This is a genomic window from Streptomyces halobius (genome assembly GCF_023277745.1).
Classification (GTDB): domain Bacteria; phylum Actinomycetota; class Actinomycetes; order Streptomycetales; family Streptomycetaceae; genus Streptomyces; species Streptomyces halobius.
This window is the reverse complement of record NZ_CP086322.1, coordinates 4,017,258-4,040,152: the sequence shown is the minus strand read 5'-3', so window position 1 is coordinate 4,040,152 and position 22,895 is coordinate 4,017,258. Positions and strand designations below refer to the sequence as shown.

Sequence of the window (22,895 nt, the reverse complement as noted above, 5' to 3'; positions counted from 1 at the left end):
GAAGGAGGCGGCCGGGGCGGGTCAGTGCCTCCGGGCCGTCGACGTGTCGCGCGCGCAGGCGTACGCCAGCGGGCTGATCAGCTCCTCCGCGTCCGGCAGCCAGCGGTTGGTGGCGGTGGGACGGCGCACCCACTGCACCGAGCCATGGCTGCCCACCCGGGTCGGGGGCGCCGCGATGTACTCGCCCTCACCGCGGCACACCATGTCCAGGGCGGCCGGCGGCCAGCCCAGCTTCCGCACCAGATCCGGCACCTTGACCGAGGCCCCGGGGAGGACGAGGAAGAGCATCCGACGGCCCGGGGTGCGGGTCACCGGGCCGAGCTGCAGTCCCATCCGCTCCATCCGGGCCAGTGCCAGACAGCCGGCCGTCTCGGGCACATCGAGCGCCTCGAACGTCCGGCCCGTCGGCAGCAGGATCGAGGCGAGCGGCTGCTTGCCCCACATCCGGCGGACCGCCGTCGCGCTGCCGCTGGCCAACCCGGCCCAACCGGGGGCGGTGGGGTGCGCGCCCGGCGCGGGGCAGTCGACCGCGCGGCACGAACAGCGCGGCGTCTCGCCGTCGTGCTCCAGCCATGCGCCGGGGAACACATCCCAGTGCCGCTCTTCCGCGTAACGCACCGCAGTGTCTAGCAGCGTCTCGCCGCGCTGCTTGGGGATCTGCGAGGCTCCTGTGACTCCGATGGTGTCATCCACAAAGATGACAACTTCACGTGTCACCAAGGGTTACGGCCGACACGGACTCCTCCCCGGCGCATCGTTCTCGCACGTGGGGCGCATGGAAGCATGAGTGGGGGCGCGTGTGCGGCGGCGGTTCGTGAAGCGGGTAGCCACTGCGTGACGGGCGGAGAGGCCGCCCGGCGGCAGTTCGTCGTGCGCACCAGGGGGGACCCAAGCACGGCGGCGCCGCGATGTGTACGCGGGCACCGCGCGCCAACTCTTTCTCGCAGGTCAAAACCCGAGACCGGCACCTCGGGCACGGATCCGGGCAACGCTTCGCACGGGGACGCAACGGACAGCGCCCATATCGCTCGTCGGCGGTGCATCCCCTGCACAGCGGCAGGCGCCCGTATCGCACGTATCCCGGATGTCTCGGATATCCCGGATATCTCTGGGGAATTGATCACGAGGAACGGCGTTCGAGGTGAACGCGCAGCAGTAACAGGGGGTACAAAGCATGGCCGCCAGGCCACTCGTCGCGCGGCAGCCCAACGAACGGCTGCAAGCGCTCATCCAGGAAGCCGCCTGCTCCAACGCGGGACTCGCCCGCCGCGTCAACATGTGCGGCGCGGAACACGGTCTCGATCTGCGGTACGACAAGACCTCCGTGGCCCGCTGGCTGCGGGGGCAGCAGCCGCGCGGCCGCGCCCCGGCCGTCATCGCGGAGGCGCTGGGCCGGAAACTGGGGCGCACCGTCACCATCGACGAGATCGGGATGGCCGACGGGAAGAACCTCGCGTCCGGGGTGGGGCTGCAGTTCTCGCCGACCGTCCTCGGGGCGATCGAGCAGGTCTGCGAGCTGTGGCGCAGCGACGTGGGGCGGCGTGACTTCCTCAGCGGTTCGTCGGTGGCGGCCTCGGCGCTGGTGGAGCCGAGCCGCGACTGGCTGATCACCGCCGCGGACGCACAGGTCGCCAGGAACGCCGGGGCCAGGGTGGGGGCTTCGGATGTCGAGGCGGTCCGCGCCATGACGACGGCGCTCGGCGAGCTCGACCACCGGTTCGGCGCCGGGCATGTCCGTCCGGTCGTCGTGCACTACCTCAACAGCGTCGTCTCGGGGCTCCTCGCGGGCTCGTACCGGGAGTCCGTCGGGCGTGAACTCTTCGCGGCCGTCGCCCGGTTGACGGAACTGGGCGGCTATATGGCCGTCGACACCGGCCAGCCCGGCCTCGCGCAGCGCTACTACATCCAGGCGCTGCGGCTGGCCCAGGCGGCCGGCGACCGCGGCTACGGCGGCTATGTGCTGGCCGCGAGCATGAGCCATCTCGCGGCGTCGCTCGGCAACCCCCGGGAGATCGCCCAACTCGCGCGCGCCGCACAGGAAGGCGCCCGGGGGCATGTCACCCCACGGGTGGAGGCGATGTTCTGCGCGGCGGAGGCGCGCGGTCACGCCCTGATGGGCGACGGCCGGGCCTTCCAGGAGGTGGCGGGCCGGGCGGTCGCCGCCATGGAACGCGCCGAATCCGCGGCGGAGACGGGTGACGACCCGGACTGGATCGGCCATTTCGACCAGGCGTATCTGGCCGACGAACTCGCTCACTGCCACCGCGACTTGGGGCAGGCCGGACCGGCCGGGCAGTGTGCGCAGGAGGCCCTGGACGGGCATCCGGCGAGCCGGGCGCGGCGGCGTGCCATCGGCCTTGTGCTGCTGGCCTGTGCACAGGTGCAGCAGCGTGAGATCGAGCAGGCATGCCATACGGGTACGCAGGCGGTGGAGTTGCTGAGCGGGCTGCGTTCGGACCGTGGCGCGGAGTATCTGGAGGACTTCCAGCTGCGACTTGAGCCATACCGGGATGAACCGGTGGTAAGGGAATTCAGTGCACGGCTGGAGCTGCGTGCGGCGGCCGCCTGAGGGGAGGCGCAAGGGGGGACGACAGCGTCCATCGGGGCGGGCCGGGATACCGGTCCGCCCCGGTGTGTTCGCGGGGCGGACGGGGGTGGTGACCAGGGGACGTGGTCGAACGTCGCTGCGAACCGGTAGCGTGCAGCCGACGATTCCGTAGGTCTGCACGATGGTAGGAGTCCCGGTGACGCAGAGCGGACAGGGTCACGACCCGCAGAATTCTGCGGCCGGCCCCGCCAGAGAGGGCATAGTGCTGCCCGCCAACGGCGAGCCGTGGGTGCCCGACCAGCAGGCCGCGCCGCCGGCCGGCCAGCCATGGGGCCAGCCCTGGGGGCCCGGCCAGCAGGATGCTCCGTCGTATGGCGAGCCTCCCGCCCAGGGGCAGCCGCCGGCCCAGCAGCAGCCGTACGGGCAGGCCCCTCTTCAGTCGGCCTCCATCCAGCAGTCGGCCCCCGTCCAGCAGGCCCCGCTCCAGCAGGCCCCGGACCCGATGGCGCAGCAGCCGCTCCCGCCCCAGGGCGAGGCTTTCCCGTCGCCCCAGGGGCAGCCGCCGATGCCGCCCATGCCGCCGGCCGCGATGCCGCAGCAGCAGGCGTCCCCGGCACTGCCGTCGACCACCCCCGCCCCGTCCGGCGCGCTGCCGCCCGAGGGCCAGTCGTACGGCGGCGGGCAGCAGAATTTCGGCCAGCCGCAGCAGCAGCCGCAGTCGCACAACTCCGCGCAGCAGCAGCCCCAGCCGTACGCGCAGCAGCCCCAGCAGCAGTCGTACACCCAGCAGCCGCAGCAAGCACATCCGCCCCAGGCCACCGGCGCCCAACAGCCCCCAAGCGCCCAACAGCCCCCCACCGGACACCTGATCCCCGCCACACCGCAGGCCGCCGCCCCGCTGCCGCCCGAGGGTGACGCGGAGAAGACCGCGCTGATATCCCCCATGGGCGCGCAGCAGAGCGCCCCCGGTGCCGCGCCGCTCCCGCCCGAAGCCGCCGCGCGCCCCGAGACGCCCGGTGAGTCCACCCAGCTGCTGCGCCGGATCAAGCCGCCGCAGGGCCAGCCCCTGCCCCAGGCCCAGCCGATGCCCGCCCCCGGGCCGGACTCGGAGGCCACCCAGCTGATTCCCCCGGTCGGTGCGGGCGCGCCCACCCCGCCGCCCGGCGCCCCGTACGGGATACGTCCCGGCACGCCCGGGGACCGTCCGACCGGTGACCGTGCGACCCCCGCCGAGTTCGAGGGCCTGTTCCGCGACGAGCCGGCCGCGCCGGGAGCGCCCGCTGCCGCGCCGGACTCCACCGCCCAGCTGCCGCGCTTCGAGGAGCCGGGCCGTGCCCCGTACGGCCAGCAGTTCCCGCCCCAGAGCGGCTATGACCAGCAGTCCTACGATGACGACCGTGGCGGGCGCCGCAGGCTGGCACCGGCCGTGATCACCGGCGCCATCGTCGTCGCGCTGGCGGGTGCCGGTCTCGGCGTCGGCTGGGCGCTCAGCGGCGGCAGCGACGACGACTCCCCGAAGAAGGAGAACGCCGTCGCCGACTCGGAGAAGGCGGCGGACGAGAAGCCGCAGTCGGAACCGTCCGCCGACCCTGCCGAGGCGCAGGCCAAGGAGCTCGACACGCTGCTCGGCGACAGCAACAACAGCCGCGCCTCCGTGATCAGCGCCGTCACCAGCATCAAGACCTGCGACAACCTCGGCGCCGCGGCCAAGGACCTGCGGGAGGCCGCCGCACAGCGCAGTGAGCTGGTGTCGCGGCTGAAGCAGCTCCAGGTCGACAAGATCCCGAACAACGCCCAGCTGGCCGCGGCACTGACCAAGGCATGGCAGTCGTCCGCGTCGGCGGACAACCACTACGCGGCGTGGGCCGGCCAGGTCGGCGGCAAGAAGGGCTGCCACAAGGGCAAGGCCCGCCCCACCCAGCAGACCGCCCGGGGCCACGCGGCCAGCGGTCAGGCCACCAAGGCCAAGCGGCAGGCGGCGCAGATCTGGAACCCGATCGCCCGGAAGTACGGCCTGACGGAGCGCCGCCCCGAGCAGCTCTGAGGGGCTGTGGGCGGCGGTGAGCAGCCGGGGCCGGGCAGGGCCGGTCGGGCCCGTTCGGCCACCGCCTCCCTCAGCCCTCCGTACGGCGCTCCTCCAGCGTCTTGGTGACATTCACGAAGCCGTCCTGCACGGCGACCAGGTGCCCGTCCTGGACGGCCTGGTACGTCACCGTGGCGTTGACGATGCGCGGGAAATCCTGGACGGCCAGCATGTCGTCGTCGCGCCAGCGCAGCTTCGGGGTCAGACCGCCGGTGTCGATGGCGCGGTCGCCGCGGTCCAGCGCCTTCTGCAGGGCGTGCCGGGTGATCTCCGTGACGCCCTTGTCGTCCAGCTGCTGGACCAGCGCCTTCAGCACGGTGTAGGCGATCCACGTCGTCTGGACGCCCTGGTCGGCCGGGTCGATGCGGTTGTCGCCGAAGGCGTGGTCGTGGATGACCTTGCGCATCGGCTCCCAGCGCGCATCGCCGGCCACCGGGTACCAGCCGGTGAGATACGCGCCCTCCAGCGGTCCCGAGGCGCCGCCCGTACGGTCGACCAGCGACTGGTTGACGCTGCCGAGGACGGACGCGATATGCACCTTGGGGCGGTCTTTCTGGAGGCGCCGGTACGAATCGAAGAACGCGTCCGTGTGGTCGCCGAGCGATGCGGTCACACAGGAGCCGGTGGACTGCCCGTCGCTCGCCAGCGTCCCGGCGTCGGACGGATCCGCGCCCACCTCCTGCAGGGCCCGGGTCACCTCGCCCGAGTAGTCGGTGCCGTCCTCGGGTGCCTTGATGTCGTGGGCCGGCTTCCTTTTGCCTTTCTCCAGGCCGGAGTTGAGGAGCTCGGGCATCTGGTCGCCCTGGATGGTGTCCGGCCGTATCAGCGCGACGCGCTCGCAGTTGCGCGCCAACTGGCGTCCGTTGCCGGCGAGCAGGGACGCCTGGCCGCCGTTGACGGGGTAGGAGAGCGGGCTGGAGAACTCCTCCTCCGAGGCGCCGTAGCCGCCGATGAAGGGTATGCCGTTGACTTCAAGGGGCGACAGGAACGACCGGCCGAACAGGCTGTACGAGCCGACGACGGCGACCGCTCCCTTGTCCGCCGCTTGCTGGGCGCACTGTGCGGCGGCCACCGAGTCGTTGTGATCGTTGCAGGTGAGGACCTTCAAGGGGTGGCCGCTGAGGCCGCCCTGCGAGTTGACCCAGCGGGCGTACGCCTCCGCCATGGCCGGCATACCCGGCATATTGGTCGCCTTGGTGCCCTCCGGCGCCCAGGTCATGACCGTGATCGGCGTCTTCTCCCCGGAGTTCCCCGAGACGCCGGGGAGGGAGCCACAGCCGCCGAGCAATGACGCGATGGCCGCCGTGCATACCACCGCCGAAGCGATGGCGACCGCGGGAGCATGGGAGAAGGGGCGGGGGAAGGAGCGTCGCCGTCCGGTCATGTAGCGGAAGTTTTCCGTCCCGCCTCGAACGAGTGAGTGACGTAAGATCAACAAATGGTGACGCAGAGGTGAACTCCGGGGGGCCGTGAGAGATCATCGGCGAGGAACGTACGATCGAATACTGTGCAAGGTTCGGAGAAGTCTTCCCGTCGCGGCCGCCGCTCCACCACCATGGGCCGCATGCCACTCAACGACATGCCGTGGTGGCGCTGGCGCAGCAATGTGCGCTCCGCGCTGCACATGCTCTCCGATCCCGTCTTCCACCAGGAGACCTGGGTGGTCGGCCGGCCAGGGTACGGAGACGTCACCGACGCCGTGTACCGGCTGGTCGAGGACACCTGGCTGGACAACTGGTCCGCCGACAAATACGTCGGCACGATCTTCCGGGACGCCCAGGAGGCGGCGCTGGTCGATGTCGCCGTACTCCGGGTGCTGCGGATCATGCATCAGGTCGGCGCGGACGCCCCGGTCGCCGTCTACGTGGAGCACCCGGGCTGGCCGGAGGCCGTCCAGGCGGCCCGCGAGGCGCATGTCCGGCTGGCGGCGGCGGACGGTGAGGACCCGGACGCCCCGCCGCGCTCCCTGGAGGTGCTGACCATCATGACCGGCGGCCCCGACGCCTCGGCCTGACCATCCCCGCAGGTATGGGACCCTATGAGGTCATGAGCGAGCGAAGCGAGCGAGTCATCAAAAGGTGCGCGTCGGGCGAATGCGAGGCCGATCGAGGCGAGGTTTCGGCATGAGCGAGTCGCAGCCCACCCAGCCCGGCCCGAACGACCGGCCCGGCCAGAACGAACAGTATGTCCTGACGCTGTCCTGCCCGGACAAGCAGGGGATCGTGCACGCCGTCTCCAGCTATCTCTTCATCACCGGCTGCAACATCGAGGACAGCCAGCAGTTCGGCGACCACGACACCGGGCTGTTCTTCATGCGGGTCCACTTCAGCGCGGATGCCTCGGTGGGCGTCGAGAAGCTGCGGGCCAGCTTCGCGGCGGTGGGCGACTCCTTCCACATGGACTGGCAGATCCACCGGGCCGACGAGAAGATGCGCGTCATCCTGATGGTGTCCAAGTTCGGGCACTGCCTCAACGACCTGCTCTTCCGCTCGCGGATCGGCGCGCTGCCGATCGAGATCGCGGCCGTGGTCTCCAACCACACGGACTTCGCCGAGCTCGTCGGCTCGTACGACCTCCCCTTCCACCACATTCCGGTCACCCGCGACACCAAGCCCCAGGCCGAGGCGCAGCTGCTGGAGCTGGTGCGCGCCGAGAACGTCGAGCTGGTGGTGCTGGCCCGCTATATGCAGGTGCTCTCCGACGATCTGTGCAAGGCGTTGTCCGGCCGGATCATCAACATCCACCACTCCTTCCTCCCGAGCTTCAAGGGCGCCAAGCCGTATCACCAGGCGCATGCCCGCGGCGTGAAGCTCATCGGTGCCACCGCGCACTATGTGACCGCGGACCTCGATGAGGGCCCGATCATCGAGCAGGAGGTCGAGCGCGTCGGCCATGAGGTCACGCCGGACCAGCTCGTGGCGATCGGCCGGGATGTGGAGTGCCAGGCCCTGGCGCGGGCCGTGAAGTGGCACAGTGAGCACCGGGTGCTGCTGAACGGCAGCCGGACCGTCGTCTTCGCTTAGGACGTACGGCCCTTGGGGATTGTCGGAGGTTACGGTCCTTGGGGGCGTGGGACGTAAATCCCCTAGGGGTTGGTCGAACAGATCCCCTAGGGGGTGCGCGGGTCCCTCGCAGGCCCCAACGCGGCAGGGCCCAGGCGGTATTCCCGCGGCGGGGTGTTGAGGCGGGATTTCCGCGACAGTCCCCGACGGGGGCCGGAGGCCGGACTTTCGCGACGGGCCGGGGCGGGGCCGACGGGCCGGGCAGGGGCCCGAGGCGGCATGCCCCAGGCCCCACCGCACGACCCGCACGACGCAACCTCAGGGCGCGCCCTGAGGCGCGACGCGACTTCATGCCCGTCGTTCAGGCCCGTCGTTCACAGGCGGGACAGTGACGCCGTCGCGGAGAGGACGTCGCGGATCGCGTCGCGTTCGCCGTGCTGGCCCGCTACGGCCTCCTCCGGGGCGACATGGCCGGCCGCCAGTTGGCAGAACTCGGCGCTGTCCAGGGCGATATGCGCGACCGTGCGGTCCGGCGAGCCGAGCGCCGCCGGGGAGTCCAGGGCTATGTACCAGTGACCGCCGCCGTTGCCCTCGACTTCCAGATGGAGCGTGCGGCCCGGGGCGCCCGCCTCCACCAGGCTCCGCGGCGGCGCTGCCAGTCCGGCCCGCCGGCGTTCGGCCAGCGCGACCGGCAGCAGCCGGGCGGCGAGGTCGACGAGCTGGTGCAGATGCCCGGCGGCGGGCGGCTGGTACGGATAGTCCACCGCGTCCGCGATATCGCCCGCGTGCACCCAGCACTCGAAGGCGCGGTCCAGGAACGAGTCGCACAGCGGCAGCCTGAACGCGCCGTACGGGACGGAGAGTTCACCGGCGCTGTCGCCGGCGAACGAGACGGTTCTTATCAGCGCGTGGCTCTGGTCGCGCCACGGGCCGTGGGTGGCGAGTCGGCTGGGCTCCGCGCCCACGGCCTGCCAGTACTTCTCCGTCCGTGTGGTGGGGCCCAGGGCGCCCGGGACGGTGCGGCCGAGCGGGTCGGCGAGGCCCAGTGTCGTCGCGACCAGCCCGTCCACCGTCATCAGATGTCCGATGACGCCTGCCACGGTGGTCTCCCGCTCGACCGGACGCTCGCCCTGGAACCAGCGCAGCCGCACCGGGGCGCGCCACTCCGCCTCGCCCATGTCCCGCAGCAGCGCGTCGAGTTTGGCGGCCTCCGCGTCGTACGGCGTCGCCCACTCCGGGACGGGGATACGGGCCGGCCGGCGGCCCAGGCAGCCCTCCAGGACGCGGGAGCGCAGCAGCGGATCGAGGTCGAGGCTGTCGGCGGGATGCAGCAGACCGACGGCGTCGCGCAGCCGCAGTGCCTCGTCCGCGCAGGAGGCGCAGTCCGTGAGATGCGCCTCGACGGCGGCCGTCTCCTCGGCGGAGCAGGCGGCCAGCGCCCAGGCGCCGAGCAGCGACTTGAGGACGTGGTGCGGTGGGGCGGGTGTGGCCGGGGACGCCGGGACCGGGCGGGTGGCCGACGCGGCGGGCGGCTCGGGGCCGCGGTCCTCCGGGGAGTTCGCGGGCGCGGGCGGGTTCGGCAGCGGGCCGTGGTCCTCGGCGGCGGCGCGCGGTGACGGTATACGCGGCCGTTCACCGGGCCCGCCGGGCCTTCCGCGGTCGTCGAACTCGTCCGGGCCCTTCACCGCGACCGTCCATGGACCGTGGGCGCGGAGGGCGGCAGCGCCGGGTGGTTGTGGGCGGTGGACAGCAGCTGCAGGCCCAGGCGGAGCCGGCGCCGGGCCTCGTCCTCCGTGACGCCGAGTTCGGCGGCGGTCTGGCGGTAGTCGCGCCGCTGGAAGTACGCCAGCTCCAGGGCGTCGCGCAGCGGTGCGGGCATGGACGTGACGATGTAGTCGGCGCGGGCGGCGGTGGATGCCTCGTGGATCTTCTGCTCTATCGCGGCGGGCTCCGGTGCGTCGGGGCCGCGGTCGCGCGCCGAGGCGGCCTCGGTCCGGCGCAGCCGCCGGACGGCCTGATGGCGGGTGACCGCCGCGACCCAGGAGCGCAGCGAGCCCTGCTTGGGGTCGAAGGAGTCCGGGTGCTCCCAGAGGTAGACGAACACCTCTCGGGTGGTGCGGTCGGCGGCGTCCTCATCGGCCAGGACGCGGTGCGCGAGGCTGTGCACGAGCGAGGCGAAACGGTCGTAGAGCTCGCCGAGCGCGGCCGCTTCGCCGCGGGCCAGCCGCTGCTGCATCCGCCTGTCCCAGCGCGGTGGTGCGTCGTTTCCCATCGGACCCCCATCCCTGTCCGTCGCCGCCGAGCTCACACTTCTGCCGACTGCTGGATCCCCGCTGCCCCTTCTTCTCCTTCCGTACCCGGACCCGTGGCCGCGGTCACAGCGTTCTGTGTTCCCTCGAATGTAGTGCGCGGGCCGGACATCGCACGTTCCATTACGGCAAACCAAGCCCTGAGAGGGATGCGGATGGTAAAGGCGTCATCACTTTGTGGTGGTGACGCCCGATCGAAGTGGATCAATGTGGATCGTTCGTGGCCGTATAGGCCGATGTGTTATCCGTGTGTGACCGGACGTAGCGGGGAAAGCGGCGCCGCGTTGGGCATAGCCTTGGACGGGAACGGCCTGTTGTGCCACGGATCCGGAAGAGTTTCGGGGGACCGAGGCCGGGCAGTCGACCGGGGGAAGGATGTGTTCCGGATGCATTCGGGGCGCATTCCGTCCGAAAGCGAGCGAAAGGCTTCGAGCGCGTGTCGTTGAAGGTGGCAGAGGGCGAACAGGGCCGTTGGGCCGTACTGCAGGTTTCCGGTGAGATGGACCTGGTCACCTCGCCCGCGGTGCGCCAGCATGTGCACGACGCGGTGGCGGACGGCCGGCGCAGCCTGGTGCTCGATCTCTCCGAGGTCCGGTTCTGCGACTCCAGCGGCGTCGGTGTGCTGATCGCGGCACGCCGTTTGATGCGCTCCTGTCAGGGGCGGCTGCGACTGATCCTGCCCGCCCAGGGGGCCGTCGACGGATCGCATGTCAACCGTGTGCTGGCGGCGCTCGGCGTCCGCCGGCTCTTCGAGGTCTACCCGGATCTGCACACGGCCGTCGACGAGACCGCCGCACCGCTCTCCGCCTGAGGACGCCGCCCGCTGCGGGAACCTCCGGCCCCTGCCGCCCGCCGCCCGCCGCGGGAAACCTCCCGCCCCGGCTGCCTTCCGCTGCCGGAACGCCCCTGCCGCCCGCCCCGGATCACCCCGCCGCGTACGGGAACTCCGCCCGTACGACGAAGCCGCCGTCGGACGTGCGACGCGCCTCCAGCGTCCCGCCGAGGCTCTGCGCCCGCTCGCGCAGCCCCACCAGACCGTGGCCGCCCCCGGGAAGCGCGGGCACCGTCGCCGTCGCGTCCGGCGGCCCGTTGCGGATCTCCACCCGCAGGCCCTCGCCCGTACCGCTCCCGTCCTTCCCGGCCCTGTCCTTCCCGGCCTCGTTCTCCGCCTCCGGCGTGCGGATCGTGTCCACCGGGGCGACCCGGACCCGGACCCGCGCCCCCGGTGCGTGCTTGCGGACGTTGGTGAGCGCCTCCTGGACCGTGCGGAAGGCCGCCCGCTCCACCGTCTTGGGTCCGCTCGTACCGGCCGCCAAGGCGCTCTCGTACGTCACATCCAGCGCACTCAGCTCGATCAGCCGCGGCAACTCGTCCAGATCGGGCTGCGGCGCGAGATCGCGGTCCCGATGAGCGTCACCGCCGTCCGCCCGCAGGACGCCGACCATGTGCCGCAGCTCCTCCAGCGTCCGCACGGACAGTTCCCGGATCGTGGTGGCGCCCGCGCGGGCCGCCTCGTCCGCCGTGCTGACCTGCACCGCCCCCGCCTGGAGGCTGATCAGGCTCACCTGGTGGGCCACCACATCGTGCATCTCACGGGCGAGCCGGGCGCGTTCGGTGGTCTTGACCCGGTCCGCGAGCAGCCGGTCCTCGCGGCGCAGGCTCCGGGTGAGGTCCTCGACGCGGAAGGCGAGCTCCTGGCGGGTGCGCACCAGGAGGCCCAGGGCGATCGGCGCGGCCGCGGTGACACAGGCGTCGATCAGTACCAGCGTGTTCTCGCGATGGCCGGTGGCTTCGAAGTCGGAGATCGGATACGGGAAGAAATGCGCGGCGACCAGCAGCAGCGCGCAGACACCGAGCCGGGCCCGGCCGGGGCGGAGCATGGCCAGGGTGTAGAGGCCGATCATCGGCGCGAACCATATGTAGCCGATGTAGAGGCCGGGGAGGGTGAGGAGGTGGACGAGGAGGGGGAAGCGGCGGCGCAGCAGCATGGCCACCGCGGCGACCAGCGAAAGCCACAGCTCCAGGGCCGGGTCGAAGCCGTTGACGAGCACCGCGTCGGCGCCGCCGAGGAGGACCGGTACCACGATCGGCGCGATACGCCGCACCAGCCGCCCCGGCGGCCCGTCGGCGAGCGCCCGTACGCGTCTTCCGGGGCCGTCGGCCAAGCTCATCACGTCCCCCGGCGGGCGCCGGTGACCAGACCCGCACGGTCGGCGACGATGGCGGCCTGGATGCGGTTGATACCGCCCAATTTGCCCAGCAGGGCGCGGACGTGGTCCTTGACGGTGCTCGGGGCCAGCCCCATCCGGTCGGCTATCTGGGCATTGCCCAGCCCCTCGCCGAGCAGGGCCAGCACCTCCGACTCCCGCGGGGTCAGCCCGCTGACGGCGCGCGCCGCGGCGGCCTGGTCCTCGGCCGTGAGGTAGCCGCCGATCACCGCGCGGGTGACGCCCGGGTCCAGCACACTGCCGCCCGCCGCCAGCGTCCGTACGGCCCGTACCAGCTGCTCGGGGTCGGAGTCCTTGAGCAGGAACCCGGCCGCGCCCTCGCGCAGCGCGGCGGTCAGGTACTCCTGCGCGTCAAAGGTGGTGAGCATCGCCACGGCCGGCGGATCGGGGGTCGTGCGCAGTCGGCGCAGCACGGTCAGACCGTCCACGTCCGGCATCCGGATGTCCAGCAGTACGACCTCGGCCGCGCTCTGCAGCACGGCGTCCACGGCCTCGGCACCGCTGCAGTCCGCGACCATCTCGATGTCCGGGGCGGTGCCCAGGATCATCCGCAGTCCGGATCTGACGAGCCGCTCGTCGTCCACCACAGCGACACGGATCACCGGCCGCCCCTTTCCTCTCCTCCGCCACACCCATCCCAGCGCGCGCGACCGCGCTGTCCCGCGCTGCTCCGCCCGCCTTCCGCGGGGGTCCGCACCAAGGGCGGCCCCCCCGCCAAGGCGGCCCCGCACCCCCGCCGACCGGCGGGGGTGCGCCCGCGACCTGTGGAGGATGCCATGGGGAGACACCAACGGGCAGAGTTGTTCACATGCTGCACCACTGAGGAGGCTGCAAGCCCGATACGCGTTGCAGTTCACACTGGCGGCCGCCGCGACCCCCACACGCGGCGGCCGTCTTTGGTGTGCGACGGGCGGTTCGGAGGGGAATCGCCCGTCGCACACCAGAGGCGTGAGCCGCTTCGCTTCCGCCCGTGTCCGGTCCGCCGTCCCAGGCCGTCGGGTCCGGGCGTCCCAGACGTCGGGGCCGCCCGCTGTGCTCGCCCGACGGCTTCGGCGTCGCGGGGCAGGCGGGGACAGATTGCGGGGCGGGCGGCGAAAGATTGACGACAGGGCAACGATTGACGACAGGGCAAGATTGACGACAGGGCAAGATTGACGACAGGGCCTAGCGCCCGCCGTAGCGCCCGTCCAGCGCCGTACGGAACGTTTCCGCACGCGCCCCGCCGTACACACCGAAGCCGCGGCCGGTCGCCAGCACCACCACCGACGTCATCGCCGCCAGGGCGTACGCCGTCGTCGCCATCGACAGCGCGCCCTCGGCCGTCTCGAAGGACTGGTTGAAGAAGTCCGTCACGGCCAGCCACACCACCGTCCGCACGGTGAGATACAGCTGCACCGCCGCGAACACCAGCAGCGCGCCCCGGACGTCACCCCGCCCACGGACCGCGAGCACTCCGAGGACCAGCAGGACGACCACCGACCCCAGGGTGGTGAACTCCGGGGTGGCCGCCACATGGAGATCGCCGAGCACCGACGCGTCGACCGCGTCGCGCAGATAGCGGTCGGTGTCCATCCCGGGGGCGGTCAGTCCCCGTACCGTCCACCCCAGCTGCGCCAGGCCGCTGATCAGGAACAGCACCCCGCTGATCCGGGACGGACGGCGCCACCAGGCATCGGGCCCCGGACCCCGCTCGCCCGGGCCCCCGGGCCGGCCGGCCCGTCGCTCGGCCGCCGGGAACAGCACGGTCAGGACGACCAGCGCCGTCAGCAGCCCCAGCCCGCGGGTGGCGAGTGCCCAGCCGCCCAACGGGTCGCTGCCGTACTGATCGCGGTAGGCGGCGTCCAGCAGCCCCACCCCTTCGCGGACCGAGACGGCGAGCAGCAGAAAGCCGGACAGCAGCGCCGCACTGCGCGCCACCCGCCGCTGCGCCAGCGCCAGCCCCGCGATGGCCAGGAACGCGACCGTGAACGCCCACTCGTACGGACCGAGCAGCTGCTCCGCCGGGGACGCGCCGGGGTTGAACAGGCCCTCGACGAAGTCCCAGGTGGTGCCGTCGCTTTGGGCGATCCCGTAGCCGGTCCAGGCGAGCAGCGCGCAGGCGTAGAGCGCCAGACACAGACCGGTCGCGAGGTAGGCGCCGCTGTGCTCCGGGGCGGCCCGTCCCGTGTCGGCCCCCGGACGGACATCCACCGCTCCGCCGTCCTGCATCACCATGGCCGACCCCCGATCCACCCGCACCGGCCGTTCCCGTATAGCAGCCTCACTGTGTCAAGGACGGCGTAAGGGGCGGTGGAGGTTCCACTCCGTGTGTCCGTGGGGCTGTGTTGCCAGTCGTGGCGTTGTCTTGCCGCGTCGTGTCGAGTCGTGGGGTCGCGTCGCCGTACCGCCGCCTTCAGCGCACGACACGGGCGGTGGCCGCGACGAAATCGCGGATCTCCTGGCGGGTGGTGGCCCGCAGCGCCGTCAGCGTGTCCCGGTCCCCGGGCAGCCAGTGCAGTTCGGTCACCTCCGACATGACCCGCTCGGAGCGGTCGAGTATCTCCGGGTCATCGCTCACCATCTGCGCCCGGAACATCGCCTCTTGGGCCGTGTAGCGCGCTTTGTAGACCTCCTCGCGCAGCTCGGGGGAGTCCTCGTCGCAGCGGTCCTCCTCGTGCAGTACGAACCAGCGGTGGACGAGCACCCGCCGGTAGTCCAGCAGCGCCCCCGCGTACGCGCAGTACGCGTCGATGCGCTCCTGCCGCAGCCGTTCCGCGCGGGCGAACCGCTCGCTGCGGTCGCTCGCCCGCCTCTGGAAGACATGAGTGATGCCGGAACCCAGCAGGGTGCCGATGACGGCCACGATGCTTGCGACTACTGCCTCCATGAGGCCAGTTGATCATCCCGTCGCCCCGTCGCGCGGCGAAATCGCCGTGCGGCCGGGGGATCGCAGGTCAGCGGCGGCGGCCCGGAGCCGCGGCCAGGCGCATGGGGTGCCGCCCCCTTCGGCACCAGGGCCGTGCGGCAAGATGGCCCCATGGGCATCTTCGGGGGCGAGGGCCGGCTGATCGGTGGGCGGTACCGTCTGGGCATACGGCTGGGCCGCGGCGGAATGGGGACCGTCTGGCAGGCCACCGACGAACTTCTGGGCCGCCAAGTCGCGGTGAAAGAACTCCACTTGGACGAGGGGGCGGCCGAGCCCGAGGCGCGGCTGCAGCGCGACCGGGCGATCCGCGAGGCACGGACGGTCGCACAGATCAAACACCCCAATGTGATCGTGGTGCACGACGTCGTCTTGCAGGACGGCCAGCCGTGGATCGTGATGGAGCTGGTGGAGGGCCCGTCCCTGGCCGACCGGCTCTACAGCGGCGGCCCGTTCGCGCCCCGCGAGGCGGCCCGGATCGGCCTCGCGCTGCTGGGCGCGCTGCGGGCGGCGCACACCCGCGGGGTGCTGCACCGTGACCTCAAGCCGGCCAACGTCCTGATGGAGGCGGGCACCGGCCGGGTCGTGCTCACCGACTTCGGTATCGCCCGGGTCCCCGGCGTCACCACGCTGACCGAGACCGGCGGATTCGTCGGCTCGCCCGAATACACCGCGCCGGAGCGGATGGAGGGCCGCGGCACCGGCCCGGAGGCCGACCTGTGGTCGCTCGGGGTGCTGCTGTGCGCCGCGCTCAGCGGTGAATCGCCGTTCCGCCGGGACTCGTTGGGCGGTGTGCTGCATGCCGTCGTGTACGACGAGATCGAAATCCCCGAGGCGGCCCGCCCGTTACTCGCCGTCGTCCAGGGCCTGCTGGAGCGCCGGCCGGTCCGACGGCTGGACATCGCGGAGACCGAGACGATGCTGCGCGGCTATCTGGAGTCCGGCCGGGCTCCCGAGCGCGGCGCCCACGGGGGACCCGGCGGGCACGGTGGCTTCCGGGGGCACGGCGGGGCAGGTCACGGATCCGGTCAGGGATCCGGTCACGGATCCGGTCGCGGGGCGGGGCACGGAGCCGTCGGCGCGGCGGCCGTCGCGGGCGGCCCGGGTGGTCCCGGAGCGCCGGGTGGCCCTGGAGGGCCGGGGGGCGCCCCCGGAGGGCCGGGCGGCCCGGGTGGTTTCGGCGGCCTCGGCCGCCATGCTCCACTCCACGACGGCCCCGGTGCCGGCCGGGCCGGCGAACACCCGCCGAGCGAGGACCCGGTCCACGGCCATCCCCTGCCCGGCAGCCCCCCGTTCGCCTCCACCCCGCCCGACTCCCACCCCTTCCACGGCCTCACGCCCCCCGGCCACGGCGGCGCACACCCGGGTGTCCCGGCCGGCCGCGCCCCCGGTGTCCCGTTTCCCGCCGCGCTGGACGACCGGGCGCCCGCCGTCGCCGCCCGCCCGCGTACCGGCCGTACCCGTACGGCACTGCTCATCGCGCTCGCGGTGGTGGTGATCGGTGGTGCCGGGGCGGGCATCTCCGCCCTGCTGATGAGCAAGGGCGGCACCGACGACAACCACGGCGAGCACAGCCGCCCCAGCGGCTCCCGGCAGGCAGCGGACGCCAAGCCCCCGAGGAAGCCCGGCGGGGCGAACCCCACCGTCACCGTCCCCTCCGAGCCGTCCCCGGGCGCCACCGCCAAGCTCCCGGCCGGCTACACCCTGGTCCGCGACCCGGAGGGCTTCTCGTTCGCGGTACCGGACGGCTTCACCCGCTCCTACGAGAACGACCGGGTCTACTACTACTCCCAGGGCAAGCGCTTCCGGATCGGCGTCCAGTTGCAGAAGCCGGTCCCGGAGGGCCCCATCGGCGCGATGCGCACGGCGGACGCGAAGGGCCCCGCCACCTACCGCGGCTACCGCGAGGGGCAGGTCACCGAGACCACCCACAACGGGCTCCAGGCGGGGCTCTGGGAGTTCGTCTGGGACGGCAGTACGGCGGACGGCGGCTCGCGCTACACCTATGACCTCAGCTGGGACGAGGGCGGAAAGATGATCGACGTCTGGATCTCCTCCCCGCTCGCCTCGCGCACGGAGGCCAAACGGCACTTCGACACCGCGATCGACGCGTTCGAGCTGACCGGGCAGTGATCCGGGGCGTCCTGGGCGTCCGGATCCCGGACGTCCCAGATCCCGATCGCCCCAGATGCCGGATGTCCCGATCCCGATCACCGCAGATCTCGATCACTCGAGACCCCGGTCGTCCCGGATCCCGGTCGTCCCAGCCCAGAGTCCTTGGGGCCAGTAATCACTGGCGTCATTGTGCGTACCGGGAGAAAACCTGTTACTGCCGGGTACACAAAGCGCGCGGGGAGGAATACGCTCCCCCGCATGACGGACTCGCAGGACACCGGAACGCCCTCCGCCGCCACCGCCGCCGACGAGGCCCCCGCCGACGCCCCCACGGAGGCCGCCCAGGCCCCCGCGCCCGCCGAGGCCCCCGCCCCCGTCGACGGCAACCCGGTCGCGGCCGCCCCACCCGGCAGGCGTACCGCCGCCGATGTGGTCACCCCGGAAGTGGCCGCCCGGCTCACCCGCGCCGTGATCGGCACCGGCCGCACCGCCAACCACACCCCGTTCACCGGCGAGAAGCTGGCGGACCTGCCGGAGTCCACCCCCGAGGACGTCGCCACCGCCTTCGAGCGGGCCCGCGCCGCTCAGCAGCGGTGGGCGGGAGTCCCGGTCCGGCAGCGTGCCGCCGTCCTGCTCCGCTTCCACGACCTGGTGCTGCGCCGCCAGGCCGAGGTGCTCGACCTGATCCAGCTGGAGACCGGCAAGGCGCGGCTGCACGCCCATGAGGAGGTGCAGGCGGTCGCCGTCGCCGCCCGCCACTACGGCCGCAAGGCCCCCGCCTACCTCCGGCCCAAGGCCCACACCGGCGTCGTACCGACCCTCACCAAGGTCTCCGAGCTCCGCCACCCCCGTGGTGTCGTCGGCCAGATCGCCCCGTGGAACTACCCCCTCGAACTCTCCGTCGGCGACGCCCTGCCGGCCTTCGTCGCCGGCAACGCCGTCGTCATGAAGCCCGACACGGAGACCGCGCTGACCGCCCTGTGGGCCCGTGAACAGCTCATCGAGGCCGGGCTTCCGGAGGACCTCTGGCAGGTGGTGATCGGCGACGGTCCGGTCATCGGCCCCGCCGTCGTCGAGCACGCCGACTACGTCTCCTTCACAGGCTCGACCCGTACGGGCCGCGAGGTCGCCCAGGGCGCCGCCGCCCGCCTGGTCGGCGTCTCCCTCGAACTCGGCGGAAAGAACGCCATGTTGGTGCTGCACGACGCCGACGTGGAGAAGGCCGCCGCCGGCGCCGTCCGCGGCTGCTTCTCCTCCGCCGGCCAGCTGTGCATCTCCATCGAGCGGCTCTACGTCCACGAGTCCATCGCCGACGACTTCCTCCAGCGGTTCGCCGCCCGTACGAAGGCGATGCGGCTCGGCAACTCCCTCGCCTACGGCGCCGACATGGGCTCCCTGGTCGGCGAGCGCCAGCTGGAGACCGTCACCCGGCATGTCGAGGAGGCCGTCGCCAAGGGCGCCGGGCTCGTCGCCGGCGGCCGCCCCCGTCCCGACATCGGCCCGCTCTTCTATGAGCCCACCATCCTCGACGGCGTCGAGGCACCCATGGCCGTGTGCGGCGAGGAGACCTTCGGCCCGGTCGTCTCCGTCTACCGCTTCAGCGACGAGGACGAGGCGGTGGCACTCGCCAACGCCACGCCCTACGGCCTGAATTCCAGCGTCTGGACCAAGGACGGCCGCCGCGGCCGCGCCGTCGCCGCCCGGCTGCGCACCGGCACGGTGAACGTCAACGAGTCCTACGCCGCCGGCTACGGGAGCGTGCAGTCGCCGATGGGCGGCATGGGCGACTCGGGGCTGGGCCGCCGGCACGGCTCCGAGGGCATCCTCAAGTACACCGAGGCACAGACCGTCGCCCACCAGCGGCTGCTGCCGCTCGCGCCGTCCTTCGGGATGACGGACGAGAAGTACGCACAGTTCATGACCCGCAGCCTGCGCGCGATGAAGGCGTTCCGACTCAGGTAACCAGGAGGGCCCGTGCCCCAGGAGAACTCCGCCCAGAACCGGGACGCCGCCATGGACGGTGCCCTCGACGGTTACGACGGTGCCCCCGACGGTTACGACGACGGCCACGATCACGACGACGGCTACGACTACGACGTGCTCGTCATCGGCTCCGGCTTCGGCGGTTCCGTCTCCGCCCTCCGCCTCACCGAGAAGGGATACCGCGTCGGCGTCCTGGAAGCCGGCCGGCGCTTCACCCGCGAGACGCTCCCCAAGAACTCCTGGGACCTCCGCAACTACCTGTGGGCCCCGGCGCTCGGCTGCTACGGCATCCAGCGCATCCATCTCCTCGGCAAGGTGATGGTCCTGGCGGGCGCCGGGGTCGGCGGCGGTTCGCTGAACTACGCCAACACCCTCTACGTACCGCCGAAGCCGTTCTTCGACGATCCGCAGTGGAAGGACATCACCGACTGGCAGGAGGAGCTGAAGCCGTACTACGACCAGGCCCAGCGGATGCTGGGGGTGCGGCTCAACCCGACGATGACGCCGTCCGACGTGCATCTGAAGGCGACCGCGCAGGCCATGGGCGTCGGCGACTCCTTCCATATGGCGCCGGTGGGCGTGTTCTTCGGGGACGGGGAGGACGCGGACGGGGCGGCGAAGGTGTCGCCCGGCGCGGAGGCCGCGGACCCGTACTTCGGCGGCGCCGGACCCGCCCGCAAGGCGTGCACCGAGTGCGGTGAGTGCATGACGGGCTGCCGCCACGGCGCCAAGAACACCCTCAACGAGAACTATCTGCACCTCGCCGAGAAGGCGGGCGCCGTCATCCACCCCATGACGTCCGTCGTCGCGCTCACCGAGAACTCCCGGGGCGGCTTCGCCGTCCGGACCCTCCCGACCGACAACAAGAAGAAGGGCAAACGAGGAGGTGCGGCGCGAAGCGCTTCGGTGAGGGGTGGTGGTCGGGAGACGGGCGGGCGCACGTTCACGGCCCGCCGTGTCGTCGTCGCAGCCGGTACGTACGGCACCCAGACCCTGCTCCACCGCATGAAGGACTGCGGTCTGCTCCCGTACCTCTCCGGCCGTCTCGGCGCGCTGACCCGCACCAACTCCGAGGCGCTGGTGGGTGCGCAGACCGACAACCGCCGCTACCGCAAGCGGCACGGCGCGACAAAGGCCGACTTCACCAAGGGGGTGGCGATCACCTCGTCCATCCACCCCAACGAGAACACCCACATCGAGCCGGTCCGCTACGGCAAGGGCTCCAACTCGATGGGCGGGCTGACGATACTTCAGGTGCCCTACCGCCCCGCCGGCCGCGTCGTGGGCTGGCTCGGCAACCTGGTCCGCCACCCCTGGCTCGCCGTCCGCTCCCTGTCCAACCGCCGCTGGTCGGAGCGGACCATCATCGGCCTGGTCATGCAGTCCCTCGACAACTCCCTGACGACGTACCGGAAACCGAAGGGTCTCGGCCGGGGGCTGCTCACCGCCCGCCAGGGCCACGGCGCGCCCAACCCCGAGCAGATCCCGGAGGCGACCGAGGCGGCCACCCTCCTCGCCCAGGAGATCAACGGCTTCGCCGGCTCCAATGTCGGCGAGCTGATGGGCACCCCGCTGACCGCGCACTTCCTCGGCGGCTGCCCGATCGGCGATTCGGCGGACTCCGGCGTGATCGACCCGTACCACCGGGTCTACGGCCATCCGGGCATCTCCGTCGTCGACGGCGCCGCGGTCTCCGCCAACCTCGGCGTCAACCCGTCCCTGACGATCACCGCGCAGGCCGAGCGCGCGATGTCGCTGTGGCCGAACAAGGGCGAGCGGGACCCACGCCCCGCCCAGGGCGCGCCGTACCAGCGGTTGGCCCCGGTGGAGCCGGTCAGGCCGGCCGTTCCCGAGGAGGCGTTCGGCGCGCTGCGTCTGCCGTTCCTGGAGGTCCCGCAGGTGCCGCCGAAGAAGTCCCGCGCCTAGCACGGCACTATGCGACGAGGGGCCGCGCCCGGGAAACGGCGCGGCCCCTCGCTTCTCCTGCCGGCCTGGTTACGCGGCGGCCGCGCCCTCCGTCTTACGGCGGCGCACGGCGAAGACCGCGCCCGCGCCGACGACCATGGCGATACCGCCCACGATGCCGATGACCGGCAGCGCGGACGACGCACCGGTCGCGGCGAGGTTCCCGGTCACCGGCAGCTTGTCCAGGCCGTCCTTCGGCTTGGTGGTGTTGACCGGCGTCGCGCCGCCCTGCGTGCCGGGCTTGTTGCCGGGCTTACCGGGCTTCGCCGGCGGGATGTCGCCCGGCTTGCTGCCGGCGGGCAGGATGGTGAAGTCGTACCACTGCTCCTCGGACCAGCCGCAGGAGCCGTCCTTGTTGCTGTAGTCGCCCGCGACCAGCGCGAAGCCGTCACCGGGCGTGGCCCCCTTGTCGGCGCGGATGCGCAGGGTGAGTTCGGCGGTCTGGTGCGCGTCGAGCTGGAACCAGCCGAAGTACTGGCCGCTGGTCCACTCGTCGAACGACGTCCACGTGCCGGTGTTCGGGTCCTGGTACTCCAGGTCGAGCTGGGTCTTCGGGTGCTCGAAGTCCTCCAGCGGCACCGCGTAGATGACGGGGTAGACCTCGTCCAGCGTCTTGTCGGTGGTGTTGGCCAGCTTCACGGTGAAGTGGGCCCAGGCACCCCCGGCCACGAGCTTGGAGGGCAGGTCGGCGACGGTGACCTTGATGTCGGACGCGTCGACCTCGCACTCCTCCTCGTCCGACGGGTCGGTGGACTCGGTCGGCTCGGCGGACGCGGTGGGCGAGGCCGAACCGGTGGGCTTGGTGTCATCGCTGGAGGAGGCGGAACCGGACGGCTCACTCTCGTCACCGGTCTGGTCACCGGCTTCGTCACCGGTCCCGGTCTCCGTGCCGGGGTCGGTGTTCTCGTCCGGGGCGGTGCCGTCACCGGCGGCGGGCGTCTCGGCCGGTGCGGTGGTGCCGTCCGCCTGCTCCGTGTCCGGGGCGGCCGGCGTCGGCTCGGCGCTCGCGCTGGACTCGGTCTGCGGATCGGTCGCATACGCGGCGGGGGCCGCCATGAGGGCGGCGGGGGTGAGGACGGCCGTCGTGGCGACGGCCGTCAGGGCACGGCGAAGCTTCATCAAGAAACCCCTCAGGGTCCAAAAAGCCGCAGGGCGGCATAAGTTGGTAGCGGGCCGTCGCGTTGGGGGGCGCGGTATGGCCGTGCGATTGCACGTACATGACCGGCCATGGCTGAAAAGGGTTGTCCGCCCGGACGGAAAAAGATCTGTGACGCCCGCCATATCCCGCGCGGCTGCCGCTCGGCTTCCGCTCAACTGCCACTCGGCAGCCAACCGGCGGCCGCACGGGGATCGCACATCCCGTCCTCAGCCCACACACAGCGAAGGGCCCCGGACCGTCCGCGGAGGGGGGGTGCGGACGGCCACGGGGCCCTTCGCTTTCGGTGTCGGCGTCAGGGCAGCGCCGACACCGAGGGGCGGCGCTGGGGGGGAAAGCGCCGCTGGTTCAGGGGGTGGTGCTCGATGGTGCGGGGTGCGCGGTGGTCGGACCAATGGCAACGCCGGGTCCGTGCCGTTCGCGGCGAGTGGTTCGGCAAGCATCGTCCTGGATGCGCCTCATCCGGCGCAACCGTTTCGACGGGATGCGGTCGGTCCCGGGCGTCCCCAGGACCGACCACCCCATCGGATGTGACCGGGCTGCTGTCCCCTGCTGACCGGTCACGTGCACCGGAACGAGGTCCCACGACGCGGACCGCGGCGAG

17 protein-coding genes are annotated in these 22,895 nt (G+C 72.1%); 8 read left to right on the top strand and 9 right to left on the bottom strand.

Annotation, left to right across the window (positions count from 1 at the left end):
- Positions 1–21: 21 nt before the first annotated feature.
- Positions 22–693, bottom strand: a complete 672-nt coding sequence (locus K9S39_RS18260) for a bifunctional DNA primase/polymerase (protein WP_248864432.1) — start codon at positions 691–693, stop codon at positions 22–24.
- 481 nt (positions 694–1,174) lie between these two features.
- Between K9S39_RS18260 and K9S39_RS18255 the strand changes: the two genes are divergently transcribed.
- Together K9S39_RS18255 and K9S39_RS18250 are read left to right on the top strand one after the other, a co-directional pair.
- Positions 1,175–2,569, top strand: a complete 1,395-nt coding sequence (locus tag K9S39_RS18255; protein ID WP_248864431.1) for a transcriptional regulator — start codon at positions 1,175–1,177, stop codon at positions 2,567–2,569.
- 175 nt (positions 2,570–2,744) lie between these two features.
- Complete coding sequence (locus tag K9S39_RS18250; RefSeq protein ID WP_248864430.1) at positions 2,745–4,592, top strand: hypothetical protein; 1,848 nt, start codon at positions 2,745–2,747, stop codon at positions 4,590–4,592.
- A 70-nt stretch (positions 4,593–4,662) separates the two neighbouring features.
- Here the strand turns inward: K9S39_RS18250 and K9S39_RS18245 are convergent, their stop codons facing one another.
- A complete protein-coding gene (locus K9S39_RS18245) occupies positions 4,663–6,015 on the bottom strand; it encodes an ABC transporter substrate-binding protein (protein ID WP_248864429.1) in 1,353 nt (450 codons plus the stop codon).
- A gap of 171 nt (positions 6,016–6,186) precedes the next feature.
- On the opposite strand from K9S39_RS18245, the gene K9S39_RS18240 reads away from it, so the two are divergent.
- Together K9S39_RS18240 and purU are read left to right on the top strand one after the other, a co-directional pair.
- Positions 6,187–6,645: an SCO4402 family protein gene (locus K9S39_RS18240; protein WP_248868848.1), complete on the top strand. Its 459-nt coding sequence runs from the start codon at positions 6,187–6,189 to the stop codon at positions 6,643–6,645.
- 109 nt (positions 6,646–6,754) lie between these two features.
- Positions 6,755–7,654, top strand: coding sequence for a formyltetrahydrofolate deformylase (gene purU, locus K9S39_RS18235; RefSeq protein WP_248864428.1), 900 nt, complete (start codon positions 6,755–6,757; stop codon positions 7,652–7,654).
- A gap of 353 nt (positions 7,655–8,007) precedes the next feature.
- On the opposite strand, the gene K9S39_RS18230 is transcribed toward purU, so the two are convergent.
- Both K9S39_RS18230 and K9S39_RS18225 read right to left on the bottom strand, forming a co-directional pair.
- Positions 8,008–9,318 (bottom strand): zf-HC2 domain-containing protein, encoded by a 1,311-nt coding sequence (locus K9S39_RS18230; protein ID WP_248864427.1) that lies wholly within the window; start codon positions 9,316–9,318, stop codon positions 8,008–8,010.
- Positions 9,315–9,905 carry a sigma-70 family RNA polymerase sigma factor gene (locus K9S39_RS18225; protein ID WP_248864426.1) on the bottom strand — a complete coding sequence of 197 codons (591 nt, stop codon included), beginning with the start codon at positions 9,903–9,905 and terminating at the stop codon, positions 9,315–9,317. Before K9S39_RS18225 ends, K9S39_RS18230 begins: the two co-directional genes overlap by 4 nt.
- 473 nt (positions 9,906–10,378) lie before the next feature.
- Here K9S39_RS18225 and K9S39_RS18220 point away from each other — a divergent pair, with 473 nt between their 5' ends.
- Positions 10,379–10,753 carry an STAS domain-containing protein gene (locus tag K9S39_RS18220; RefSeq protein WP_248864425.1) on the top strand — a complete coding sequence of 125 codons (375 nt, stop codon included), beginning with the start codon at positions 10,379–10,381 and terminating at the stop codon, positions 10,751–10,753.
- Positions 10,754–10,865: 112 nt separating this feature from the next.
- Here the strand turns inward: K9S39_RS18220 and K9S39_RS18215 are convergent, their stop codons facing one another.
- The 4 genes from K9S39_RS18215 to K9S39_RS18200 form a co-directional block, all read right to left on the bottom strand.
- Positions 10,866–12,113: a sensor histidine kinase gene (locus K9S39_RS18215; protein ID WP_248864424.1), complete on the bottom strand. Its 1,248-nt coding sequence runs from the start codon at positions 12,111–12,113 to the stop codon at positions 10,866–10,868.
- Entirely contained in the window at positions 12,113–12,772 is a 660-nt protein-coding gene (locus tag K9S39_RS18210; RefSeq protein WP_248864423.1) for a response regulator, read from the bottom strand. The genes K9S39_RS18215 and K9S39_RS18210 overlap by 1 nt, the downstream gene beginning before the upstream one ends.
- A 562-nt stretch (positions 12,773–13,334) precedes the next feature.
- Positions 13,335–14,384 (bottom strand): hypothetical protein, encoded by a 1,050-nt coding sequence (locus K9S39_RS18205; RefSeq protein WP_248864422.1) that lies wholly within the window; start codon positions 14,382–14,384, stop codon positions 13,335–13,337.
- 178 nt (positions 14,385–14,562) lie between these two features.
- Entirely contained in the window at positions 14,563–15,036 is a 474-nt protein-coding gene (locus K9S39_RS18200; protein ID WP_248864421.1) for a hypothetical protein, read from the bottom strand.
- Between the two features lie 150 nt (positions 15,037–15,186).
- Here K9S39_RS18200 and K9S39_RS18195 point away from each other — a divergent pair, with 150 nt between their 5' ends.
- The 3 genes from K9S39_RS18195 (at position 15,187) to K9S39_RS18185 (ending at position 21,096) form a co-directional block, all read left to right on the top strand.
- Entirely contained in the window at positions 15,187–17,205 is a 2,019-nt protein-coding gene (locus K9S39_RS18195; protein ID WP_248864420.1) for a serine/threonine-protein kinase, read from the top strand.
- A 240-nt stretch (positions 17,206–17,445) separates the two neighbouring features.
- Positions 17,446–19,149 (top strand): succinic semialdehyde dehydrogenase, encoded by a 1,704-nt coding sequence (locus K9S39_RS18190; RefSeq protein ID WP_248864419.1) that lies wholly within the window; start codon positions 17,446–17,448, stop codon positions 19,147–19,149.
- Positions 19,150–19,161: 12 nt separating this feature from the next.
- On the top strand, positions 19,162–21,096 hold the full coding sequence (locus tag K9S39_RS18185) for a GMC family oxidoreductase (protein WP_248864418.1): 1,935 nt from the start codon (positions 19,162–19,164) through the stop codon (positions 21,094–21,096).
- Between the two features lie 69 nt (positions 21,097–21,165).
- Here K9S39_RS18185 and K9S39_RS18180 read toward each other — a convergent pair whose 3' ends face one another.
- Positions 21,166–22,254, bottom strand: a complete 1,089-nt coding sequence (locus K9S39_RS18180) for an LPXTG cell wall anchor domain-containing protein (RefSeq protein ID WP_248864417.1) — start codon at positions 22,252–22,254, stop codon at positions 21,166–21,168.
- Between the last annotated feature and the right edge of the window lie 641 nt (positions 22,255–22,895).